The 10,962-nt window shown below is 67.8% G+C and carries 10 protein-coding genes; 6 read left to right on the forward strand and 4 right to left on the reverse strand.

Annotated features, from left to right (window positions below; genetic code table 11):
* Positions 1–37: 37 nt before the first annotated feature.
* Positions 38–829 (reverse strand): polysaccharide lyase, encoded by a 792-nt coding sequence (locus tag ASE78_RS03750; protein ID WP_056493456.1) that lies wholly within the window; start codon positions 827–829, stop codon positions 38–40.
* The gene (locus tag ASE78_RS03755) at positions 826–2,070 is read right to left on the reverse strand and encodes an aspartate kinase (protein WP_056493459.1); all 1,245 of its coding nucleotides are present in this window, start codon (positions 2,068–2,070) and stop codon (positions 826–828) included. The genes ASE78_RS03750 and ASE78_RS03755 overlap by 4 nt, the downstream gene beginning before the upstream one ends.
* A gap of 54 nt (positions 2,071–2,124) precedes the next feature.
* On the opposite strand from ASE78_RS03755, the gene ubiG reads away from it, so the two are divergent.
* Positions 2,125–2,892, forward strand: a complete 768-nt coding sequence (gene ubiG, locus ASE78_RS03760) for a bifunctional 2-polyprenyl-6-hydroxyphenol methylase/3-demethylubiquinol 3-O-methyltransferase UbiG (RefSeq protein ID WP_082466994.1) — start codon at positions 2,125–2,127, stop codon at positions 2,890–2,892.
* A gap of 79 nt (positions 2,893–2,971) precedes the next feature.
* Here the strand turns inward: ubiG and ASE78_RS03765 are convergent, their stop codons facing one another.
* Positions 2,972–3,517 carry a hypothetical protein gene (locus ASE78_RS03765; RefSeq protein ID WP_056493462.1) on the reverse strand — a complete coding sequence of 182 codons (546 nt, stop codon included), beginning with the start codon at positions 3,515–3,517 and terminating at the stop codon, positions 2,972–2,974.
* A 105-nt stretch (positions 3,518–3,622) separates the two neighbouring features.
* Between ASE78_RS03765 and ASE78_RS03770 the strand changes: the two genes are divergently transcribed.
* Positions 3,623–4,039: a DUF1810 domain-containing protein gene (locus ASE78_RS03770; protein WP_056493465.1), complete on the forward strand. Its 417-nt coding sequence runs from the start codon at positions 3,623–3,625 to the stop codon at positions 4,037–4,039.
* Positions 4,040–4,067: 28 nt separating this feature from the next.
* Here ASE78_RS03770 and ASE78_RS03775 read toward each other — a convergent pair whose 3' ends face one another.
* The gene (locus ASE78_RS03775) at positions 4,068–5,261 is read right to left on the reverse strand and encodes a PQQ-dependent sugar dehydrogenase (protein WP_082466995.1); all 1,194 of its coding nucleotides are present in this window, start codon (positions 5,259–5,261) and stop codon (positions 4,068–4,070) included.
* Positions 5,262–5,449: 188 nt separating this feature from the next.
* Here ASE78_RS03775 and rimP point away from each other — a divergent pair, with 188 nt between their 5' ends.
* From rimP to infB, 4 genes are all read left to right on the forward strand, one after another.
* The gene (gene rimP, locus ASE78_RS03780; protein WP_056493469.1) at positions 5,450–6,010 is read left to right on the forward strand and encodes a ribosome maturation protein RimP; all 561 of its coding nucleotides are present in this window, start codon (positions 5,450–5,452) and stop codon (positions 6,008–6,010) included.
* A gap of 1 nt (position 6,011) precedes the next feature.
* Complete coding sequence (nusA, locus tag ASE78_RS03785; RefSeq protein ID WP_055761902.1) at positions 6,012–7,634, forward strand: transcription termination factor NusA; 1,623 nt, start codon at positions 6,012–6,014, stop codon at positions 7,632–7,634.
* Positions 7,615–8,370 (forward strand): DUF448 domain-containing protein, encoded by a 756-nt coding sequence (locus tag ASE78_RS03790; protein WP_414886717.1) that lies wholly within the window; start codon positions 7,615–7,617, stop codon positions 8,368–8,370. Before nusA ends, ASE78_RS03790 begins: the two co-directional genes overlap by 20 nt.
* A 4-nt stretch (positions 8,371–8,374) precedes the next feature.
* The coding region (gene infB / locus ASE78_RS03795; protein ID WP_235514865.1) for a translation initiation factor IF-2 at positions 8,375–10,962 on the forward strand (2,588 nt) is incomplete at its 3' end.

Here is a 10,962-nt window from a genome sequence, read left to right on the forward strand (position 1 = left end):
CCGCAAAACGCGCATCGGCGCGTTTTCAAACAAGCGCTCAGCCGTCCGGTGTACGCCGGATGTGGCGGCCACGCTCCACGGCGATATTGTCAAACAGCGCATGGACCGTCGCATAACCGCCTTGTGCGTCGCGCGGAGCCCACTCGGGCGCGTTGCCGCCGTGGAAAGTGCTGAAGAGGAACAGGCTGATCCGGGCGTGGGGGACGTCGTCGCCGCGCAACCGGATCGCCGCCTGCCGCTCGACCAGCCGGCCGTCGACGAATAGTTCGACCAGCCCGTTCGCCGCCGCCGCCGGATCGTTGAGCCGGACGTGCAGCGACACCGCCTGCCAGCGGCCCGGCGTAAAGTCGGCCGGCGCGACGACGACGCCATGGTCGCCATATTGGTCGCGCTGGTCCTGATGATAGCTGTAGAGTTCGGCGCGTCCCTTCGCGCGCCACATCACCCGCGCACTCCAGCCGTCGGGCCGGATCGGGTTGCCCCCCGCAACCGGCCGCTCGGGGCCGAGGCCGTGCAGCTTGCCGCCCTCGACGAATGGGAAACCCAGATCGAACCGCACATCGTAGGACAGGGTATAGTCGGTGCCGGCTTCCCCCAGCGGGATGCTGTGGACGATCCGCTCACTGCCCATCGCCCCGCCGACATAGGCGGCGCGCAACGCATCACCGCCACCCACGCCCGCCCCCGTGGCGATCGAAAGATGCGGGTCGCGCAGCAACCGCCGCGCCACCGCTCCCCCGCCCTGCTCGAACCGCTCGTCCAGCACCGGCCGCTCGCCCGGTGCCGCCGCGAGCAGCGCGGCGAACGCGAGAAGCGGCCGCAGGATCAATCCGCGTCGAGCCCGTAGGCGGTGTGGAGCACACGCACCGCCAGTTCGGTATAATCCTCCTCGATCAGCACGCTGACCTTGATCTCCGAGGTGGTGATCGCCTGGATGTTGATGCCGCGCTCGCCCAGCGTCGTAAACATCGTCGAGGCGACGCCGGCATGGCTGCGCATCCCCACGCCCACGACCGAGATCTTGGCGACGCGCGTGTCGTGCAGCACCTTGCCATAGCCGATGTCGCCGCTCGCCTTGTCCAGCGTGTCGAGCGCGCGGGCCAGTTCGGCGGCGGGCACGGTGAAGGTCACGTCGGTCGATCCCGCCGAATGGGCGATGTTCTGGACGATCATGTCGACGTTGATGCCGGCATCGGCCAGCGGCGCGAAGATCGAGGCGACCGCGCCGGGCCGGTCGGGGACCGCCACCAGCGTGATCTTCGCCTCGTTCTTGTCGTGGGCGATACCGGTGATGAGCTGCCGTTCCATGTCCGTCACTTCCTCTTCGCCGACGATCAGCGTTCCACGATAGCCGTCCTCGTCGCGGCTGTCGTCGAACGACGACAGCACGCGCACGCGGACCTGTTCCTTCATCGCCAGCCCGACCGAGCGGGTCTGGAGCACCTTGGCGCCGACCGACGCCAGTTCGAGCATTTCTTCATACGTCACCCGCGCCAGCTTGCGCGCGCGCGGCACGATGCGCGGGTCGGTGGTATAGACGCCGTCGACATCGGTGTAGATGTCGCAGCGGTCGGCCTGCATCGCCGCCGCCATCGCCACCGCCGACGTGTCCGACCCGCCGCGTCCGAGCGTGGTGATCCGGCCCGCCTCGCTCACGCCCTGAAAACCCGGGATCACCGCGACCTCGCCCGCCGACAGGCTCTGGTCGAGCGCGGTGGTGTCGACCGATTCGATCCGCGCGGTGGCATGTGCGTCGCTGGTGCCGATCGGCAACTGCCAGCCGAGCCACGAGCGCGCCGGCACGCCGATTGCCTGCAACGCGATGGCGAGCAGCCCGCTCGTCACCTGTTCACCCGACGAGACGACCGCGTCATATTCGCGCGGATCGTACAGCGCCGAGGCTTCGCGGCAGAAGCCGACCAGCCGGTCGGTCTCGCCCGCCATCGCCGACACGACCACCGCGACCTGATTGCCGGCCTCGACCTCGCGCTTCACGCGGGCGGCGACGTTGCGAATACGTTCGATCCCCGCCATCGAGGTGCCACCGAACTTCATCACAATCCGCGCCATGCGTGTCTGCCATTCATCCTTGGGGGGAATGGCGGCGGCTGATAGGAGGTGCCCATGACGAACGCAAGCAACGCAATCTTTGACGCGCCTAAAGCCGTTCCGGCGCAATCAAGCGTCGTGGCACGCGAAGCGGCCCATTTCGGCGCGATGGCGGCGCAGTGGTGGGACCCGAAGGGCAGCTCGGCGATGCTCCACCGGCTGAACCCGGTCCGCCTCGGCTTCGTCCGCGCGGCGGTCGACGCGCATTGGGCGGGCGACGGCGCGGGCTTCACCCCGCTTGCCGGCCGGAGCGCGCTCGACGTCGGCTGCGGTGCGGGGCTGCTCGCCGAACCGCTCGCCCGGCTGGGCGCGACCGTTACCGGAGTCGATGCCGCGCCCGAGAATATCGGCGCGGCGGCGGCGCATGCGGCCGCGATGGGGCTGCCGATCGACTATCTGGCGGGCGGCGTCGAGGCGATCGCCGGGCGTACCTTCGATCTCGTTACCTCGCTGGAGGTGATCGAACATGTCGCCGATCCCGCCGCCTTCGTGGCGGGACTGGCCGAGGCGATTGCGCCGGGCGGGTTGCTCGTCGTCTCCACGCCCAACCGCACCGCGTTGTCGCGGCTCGCGATGATTACGCTGGCCGAAGGGGTGGGGATGATTCCGCGCGGCACCCACGACTGGCAACGCTTCCTCACCCCCGACGAACTGACCGCGCATCTGCGCGAGGCCGGGCTGACCGTCTCGCCGCCCGCCGGCCTCGCCTTCTCGCCGACGCGCGGCTTCACCCTGTCCGACGACACCGCGCTCGACTATTTCCTCACCGCGACGCGGGACTGACCTATCCCGATCGAAACGGACGTCACCCCAGCGCAGGCTGGGATGACGTTTGCGGGTCGGCTGGATCAGCCCATGACACTCACTTCCGGTCGAGGTTGATGATGAACAGCGGACCGAATTCGAACGTCTGCTTGCCCGTGGCCAGTTGCAGCGAGGCCGACAGCTCGCCCGCCGCATAATCGCGGTCGGCCTTGCCCGCTACCTGCAGGAACTCGAACTGGTCGCCGACCTCGACCGGCTGGCCGAACAGGCCGGTATAGGGAGCCTTGGCCAACTGCACCGAGGCATTGGCAATCCGCGCCTTGGTGCCCGCCGCCATGCCGGTCGCCCGCGCATGGAAGGCAAGGACGAGCCGGTCGCCCTTGTTCACCGGCTGGGTCGTGGCGGAGGACAGCGAGATTTTCCACGGGTCCTTGTCGGCGGCGGGAATCGCGACCCGCATCGCCTTGCCCCCGTCGACGCCCTTCACCCGCACCACCGGCGGCGGACTGCCAAGACCATAGACGCTCAGGCTGGCGGGCAATGGCGCGTTGATGACCTTCGCGGCGAAATCGTCGGCGCTCTGTGCCACCACCGGCACGGCGACCATCGCGGCCGCGACGGCCACGGCTTGCAGGTATCGCATAGTCCCCTCCCAAGGATATTTGTTTGTCTGACAAGGCTAGACAACAGCGTGGCCTGAAATCAAGCGATGGATTGTGCGTGGCGTCTCACCCGATAGGATGACGACATGACCGATCCGCTCGACCGATTCGTGGAAGCGCAGCGCGCGACCTGGGACCAGGCGTTGGCCGAACTGGTCGAGGGTGAGAAACGTGGCCACTGGATGTGGTTCGTCCTGCCGCAACTGCGCGGGCTGGGCTTCAGCACCATGGCGCAGCGCTATGGCATCGCCGATGCGCAGGAGGCGAAGGCGTATCTCGCGCATCCCGTCCTCGGCCCGCGACTAAGGCAAGCGGCGCAGGCGCTGCTGGCGCACGACGGCCGCGACATCGACCGTATCCTCGGCGATGTCGACGCGATGAAGCTACGCTCGTCGATGACGTTGTTCGAGGCGGTGGCCGGGGACGACACGCCGTTCGGCGACGTCCTCGATACCTTTTATGACGGCGAACGCGACAAACAGACGCTGGAGATGCTGCGGTAGCCGACCACCAGCGCCCGGCGACGCGGGATCAGCGCGGCGCGGTGAGCTTCAACAGCCGACCCTGCGATCCTTGCGCGCCGTCCTCAATCACCCAAATCGCGCCGTCCGGCCCCTGTTCGACGTCGCGGATGCGCGCGCCCATGTCCCACTGATCGCCCTTGGTCGCGCTGGTGCCGTTCACGTCGACGCGAATCAGCGCCTTGCTCGACAGCCCACCGATGAACAGGTCGCCGCGCCACTGGGGAAACATCGCGCCCGAATAGACGATCAGCCCGCCGGGCGAGATCACCGGGTTCCAGCTCACCTTGGGCGCTTCCAGATCGGGGCGGGTCGCATGGCGCGGGATCGGCCGGCCATCGTAATGATCGCCGTCCGACACCAGCGGATAGCCATAGTTCTTGCCCGCGACGATCAGGTTGACCTCGTCGCCGCCCTTCGGCCCCATCTCCTGTTCCCACAGATTGCCCTGTGCGTCGAACGCCAGCCCCAGCAGGTTGCGGTGGCCGTACGACCACACCGCCGGGTGGAATCCCCGCGCAGTGAGGCCCGGGTCGCCCGCCGGCTTGCCATCCAGCGTCAGGCGCAGCACCTTGCCCAGCGTTGCCTTGGGGTCCTGCGCCGGATCGAACTTCTGCCGCTCGCCATTGGTGAAGAACAGATGCTGGCCATCGGGCGCAAACGCGATCCGCCCCGAATAATGGCCGTCGCCGCTGACGAACGGCGTAGCGCGGAACAGCGCCTCGATCTCGCCCAGCCGCATCTCGCCGCCATTGCCACCCTCGGCCGCGCGCAGCCGCCCGCGTGCCAGCACCACGCCCTTGCCGCCGTCGCCCGCGGTCGAATAGCTGAAATACACCCGGCCGCTGGTCGCGAAGTCGGGTGCCGGCACCACGTCCATCAGCCCGCCCTGCCCCGCCGAATCGACCGGAATCGTCGCCACCACCTGCCGCCGCCGGCCATCGGCGCTCAGCAGCAGCATCTGCCCCGCCTGCTCGGTCACGAGGATGCGGCCCTCGGGCAGGAATGCCAGTGCCCATGGCGATTCGAGATCGGCGACGGGCTGAACCACGAACGGCTTGCCTGCCTGCGTCGGGGCCGGGGCGGGCACGGTCGTCGCGGCGGGGACGGGGCGGGCCGGCCCCGGCTGCGCCTCCAGTTCGCCGCCGGAATTACAGGCCGCGAGCAACGCGACGGCGGGAATCAGCGAACGGAACGGAGACATTGGCGGCCCTCATGCGACGGTATCGACAGGATAGCTGGCCAACGCACGGGGTTGCGGCATGCTCCCGTTCCCTCTTGCCGGGACATGCGATTTTACCTATATGCCGGTTGCTTCCTCGACATCGTCAACGTGCCGGGGCCGGTTCCATCAGGGACCGGCAGCGAAGCGACGTAACCTGTGGAGACGGCATGGCGAATATCGCCGAACTGACGCGACTGATCGAACCGGAGGCGAAGGCGCTGGGCTTCGCCCTCGTGCGCATCAAGATGTTCGGCGGCAAGTCCGACCCGACGCTGCAGGTGATGGCCGAGCGGCCCGACACCCGCCAGCTCACGATCGACGATTGCGCCGAACTCTCGCGCCGCATCTCGGACCTGATGGACGAGAACGACCCGATCGAGGAAGCGTACCGGCTGGAGGTATCGTCGCCCGGCATCGACCGGCCCCTGACGCGCCTCGCCGATTTCGACGACTGGAAGGGATTCGAGGCGCGCGTGACGCTCGACGCGCCGATCGACAGTCGCAAGCAATTGACCGGCATCCTGATCGGCACCGAGGACGACAGCATCACGATCGACGTGCGCAAGCACAAGACGATGACCGTGCCGTTCGCCGCGATCATCGATGCCAAGCTCGTCATCACCGACGCGCTGCTGAAGGCGACGGCCCCGCTCTCTGTCGACGGTGCCGAGGAATATGAAGACGAACCGGCCGACGACGATGCGGCCGATCAAGAAGGACTGAACTGACATGGCCACCGCCGTCACCGCCAATCGCGCGGAACTGATCGCGATCGCGAATTCGGTCGCTTCCGAAAAGATGATCGACAAGGGCATCGTGATCGAGGCGATGGAGGACGCGATCCAGCGCGCCGCCAAGACCCGCTACGGTTCCGAGAACGACATTCGCGCCAAGCTTGACGCGACGACCGGCGACCTGCGCCTGTGGCGCGTGCTCGAAGTCGTCGAGCTGGTCGACGATCATTTCAAGCAGATCGGCGTCGCCGACGCGCAGAAGCTGCAAAAGGGTGCCGTGCTCGGCGACTATATCGTCGATCCGCTGCCCCCGATCGAATTCGGCCGCATCCAGGCGCAGGCATCGAAGCAGGTCATCCTGCAAAAGGTCCGCGACGCCGAGCGCGAGCGCCAGTTCGAGGAGTTCAAGGACCGCCAGAGCGAGATCATCACCGGCGTCGTCAAGCGCGTCGAATTCGGTCACGTCGTTGTCGATCTCGGCCGTGCCGAAGGCGTCATCCGCCGCGACCAGCAGATTCCGCGCGAAGCGGTCCGCGTCGGCGACCGGGTCCGCTCGCTGATCCTGAACGTGCGCCGCGAGAATCGCGGGCCGCAGATCTTCCTGTCCCGCGCGCACCCCGACTTCATGAAGAAACTGTTCGCGCAGGAAGTCCCCGAAATCTACGACGGCATCATCGAGATCAAGGCGGCCGCCCGCGACCCCGGCTCGCGCGCCAAGATTGGCGTCATCAGCCACGACGGCTCGATCGATCCGGTCGGTGCCTGCGTCGGCATGAAGGGCAGCCGCGTGCAGGCCGTCGTGCAGGAGATGCAGGGCGAGAAGATCGACATCATCCCGTGGTCGCCCGATACCGCGACGTTCGTCGTCAACGCGCTTCAGCCCGCCAACGTCGCGCGCGTGGTGCTCGACGAGGAAGAGGACCGGATCGAGGTGGTCGTCCCCGACGACCAGCTCAGCCTTGCGATCGGCCGTCGCGGCCAGAACGTGCGCCTCGCCAGCCAGTTGACCGGCAAGGCGATCGACATTCTGACCGAGGCGGATGCGTCGGAGAAGCGCCAGAAGGAATTCATCGAACGCTCGGGCATGTTCGAGCGCGAACTGGACGTCGACGAGACGCTGGCACAGCTTCTGGTCGCCGAAGGCTTCGGCGAGCTGGAAGAAGTCGCCTATGTCGAGATCGAGGAACTGGCCGGTATCGAGGGCTTCGACGAGGATCTCGCGCAGGAGCTGCAAAGCCGGGCGCAGGAAGCGATCGAACGCCGCGAACAGGCCGCCCGCGAGGAGCGCACCACCCTCGGCGTCGAGGACGATCTGGCCGAACTGCCGTATCTGACCGAAGCGATGCTGGTCACGCTTGGCAAGGCGGGCATCAAGACGCTCGACGACCTCGCCGATCTCGCGACCGACGAACTGGTCGAGAAGAAGAAGGCCGAACCGCGCCGTCGTGGTGACGATGCGCCGAAGCGCGAGGCGCCGAAGGGCGGCATTCTCGCCGAATATGGCCTGAGCGACGAACAGGGCAACGAGATCATCATGGCCGCACGCGCGCATTGGTTCGCCGATGACGCCGCCCCGGCCGAGACTTCGGAGGACGCAGTTGCGGACTCCGAACAATGATACCGCGCGGCTGACCGAAGGCCCCGAGCGTAGCTGTATCCTGTCGCGCGAGCATGGCTCCCGCGACGGGCTGGTGCGGCTCGCCCTGTCGCCCGACGGCGATGTGCTGCCCGATGTGCGTGCCAAGGCCCCCGGCCGTGGCGCGTGGATCGGCGTGGATCGCAAGACGCTCGAAACCGCGATCGCCAAGGGGCGGTTGCGTGGGAGCCTGGCGCGGGCGTTCAAGGGCGCGGCGCTGACGATTCCAGACGACCTGCCTGAACGGATCGAGGAGGCGCTGCGACGCCATGCGCTCGACCGGCTGGGGCTGGAGGCCAAGTCCGGCTTCGTCGTGGTCGGCGGCACCGCGATCGACAAGGCGGCGCGCCAGGGCAAGCTCCATGCGCTGTATCATGCGTCCGATGCCGCCGCCGATGGCGCGGGCAAACTGGCCCAGGCATGGCGTGTCGGCACCGACGACGAAGGTTCTGGTCGCAGGGGATTGGCATTGCCGGTCACGCGCACCATATTGTCGTTGGCGCTTGGGCGCGAAAATGTGGTACATGTCGGCCTGACCGACGCACGGGCGGCACAGCGAGCCAATGACGCGCTGTCCCGCTGGCTGCACTTTATCGGACCCGAACCTATCCCTACGCCTTGCGAAAGCGTTTCGCAGGGCGCATCGACGGCGCAATCTGCCGGCATTTCGGATGCCGGCCATATTGGCCTCGACCAATTGAAGCAGGAACCTGAGTAACCGGATGAGCGACATCGACAACGACAAGCCGAAGCTGGGCACCCGTCAGCCGCTCGGCGTCAAGCGCACCGTTGAGACCGGCAAGGTGAAGCAGAGCTTCAGCCATGGCCGCTCCAACACGGTGGTCGTGGAGGTGAAGCGCCGCCGCGAACTCCGCCGCCCGGGTGAGGAACAGGGTGCCGAACAGGCTGCCCCCGCCCCGACTCCGGCCGTCGCCGCCACGGCGCGTCCGGCACCGGTCGCACCGCCGCCCCGCCCGGCGGCGAGCAACGCCGGCCTTTCGCGCCACGAGCTGCAGGCCAAGCTGCTGCGCGAGGCGGAGGAAGCCCGCATGAACGCCGCCGAGGAACATCGGCGTCGCGACGAGCGGATCGCCCGCGAAGCGGTGGAAACCGAACGCCTGCGCGTCGAGGAAAAGGCGCGCGCTGCCGCCGAGCCCAAGGCCGAACCGGCACCTGAACCCGCACCCGAGCCGGAAGCTGCACCCGCGCCCGCCCCGGAACCAGCGCCCGCGCCTGTTCCGGTTGCAGAGCCGACTTCGGCACCCGTATCGACGCCTGCGCCGACACCGACACCGGCACCGGTCGTGGAAACCCCTGCACCGGCACCGGTCGCGGAAACGCCCACACCTGCACCTGCGCCGGCCCCCACGCCTGCGCCGGCCCCGGCACCCGCCCCGGTCGCAGCGAAGCCTGCCCAGGCTCCGCTGCGCGCTGCCCCGCCGCGTCCGGCTCCCGCGCCGGCCCCGCAGCCGATCGTTCTGACCGCCGACCCCAATCGGCCGGCCCCGCGCCGCTTCACCCCGGTGCAGCGCCCGGAGATTCCCAAGCCGCAGCCCAAGCCCGAGCCGGCCCCCGCGCCTGCTCAGGCTGCTGCTGCCACGGCCGCTACTCCGGCACGCCCTGCCGCGGCCGGCGCGACCGCGCTGCGTTCCGCTCCGTCGGGCACCGGTCAGGCGACCCCGCGTCGCAACGAACCGGCACGGCCCGCGCCGTCGCGCGACCGCAAGGGCGACGATCGCCGCCAGTCGGGCAAGCTCACCGTTACCCGCGCGCTGGGCGACGATGGTGCGCGCTCGCGCAGCCTCGCCGCGCTCAAGCGTGCCCGTGAAAAGGAGAAGCGTGGCTTCGGTGGTCCGCGTGAACCGCAGATCAAGCAGGTTCGCGACGTTCAGGTGCCTGAAACGATCACGGTGCAGGAACTTGCCAACCGCATGGCCGAAAAGGGTGCCGATCTGGTCAAGACGCTCTTCAAGATGGGTTCGCCCGTCACGATGACGCAGACGATCGATCAGGACACCGCCGAACTGCTCGTCACCGAATTCGGCCACAACATCGTTCGCGTGAGCGATGCCGACGTCGATCTGGCGCTCGACACGACCGAGGATCTGGCTGAGACGCTTCAGTCGCGCCCGCCGGTCGTGACGATCATGGGCCATGTCGACCACGGCAAGACCTCGCTGCTCGACGCGCTGCGCGGCACTGATGTGGTGCGCGGTGAGGCCGGTGGCATCACCCAGCATATCGGCGCCTATCAGGTGACGATGAAGGACAAGTCGCGGATCACCTTCCTCGACACGCCCGGCCACGAAGCGTTCAGCGAGATGCGCGCGCGCGGTGCCGACGTGACCGACATCGTGATCCTCGCGGTCGCCGCCGACGACGGGCTGATGCCGCAGACGATCGAGGCGATCCATCACACGCGCGCCGCTGGCAAGCCGATGATTGTCGCGATCAACAAGGTCGACAAGCACGAGGCGAACCCGCAGCGCATCCGCGAACGCCTGCTCGAACATGACGTGCAGGTCGAGGAAATGGGCGGTGAGACGCAGGACGTCGAAGTGTCGGCGCTCAAGAAGACCGGTCTCGAGCAACTGATCGAGAAGATCCAGCTCCAGGCCGAACTGCTCGAGTTGCAGGCCAACCCCGATCGCCCGGCGGAAGCCAGCGTGATCGAGGCGAAGCTCGACAAGGGCCGTGGTCCGGTGGCGACCGTGCTGGTCCGTCGCGGTACGCTCCGGGTCGGCGACGTGTTCGTCTGCGGCGCGGAAAGCGGCAAGGTCCGTGCGCTGATCGACGACAAGGGCCGTCAGGTGAAGGAAGCCGGTCCGTCGACTCCGGTCGAGGTGCTGGGCATGTCGGGCGTGCCGATGGCGGGCGATCCGCTGCAGGTGGTCGAGAGCGAGGCGCGTGCCCGTGAGGTCGCCGAATATCGTCAGGGCGTGCTGCTCCACAAGCGCACCACCCAGGCGCCGGCCAGCCTCGAGAGCATGTTCTCGGCGCTCAAGTCGAAGCAGGCGATCGAATATCCGCTGGTGGTCAAGGCCGATACCCAAGGGTCGGTCGAAGCCATCGTCGGAGCACTCAACAAGATCTCGACCGACGATATCCGGGTGCGCATCCTGCATTCGGGCGTCGGCGGCATCACCGAGAGCGACGTGACGCTCGCAGCGGCGTCGGGCGCACCGATCATCGGCTTCAACACCCGTCCCAACGCCAAAGCACGCGAGATCGCCGAGCGGAACAAGGTGGCGTTCAAATATTACGACGTCATCTACACGCTGACCGACGAGATTCGTGCGGGCATGGCGGG

Source organism: Sphingomonas sp. Leaf25, from assembly GCF_001421635.1.
Taxonomy (GTDB): domain Bacteria; phylum Pseudomonadota; class Alphaproteobacteria; order Sphingomonadales; family Sphingomonadaceae; genus Sphingomonas.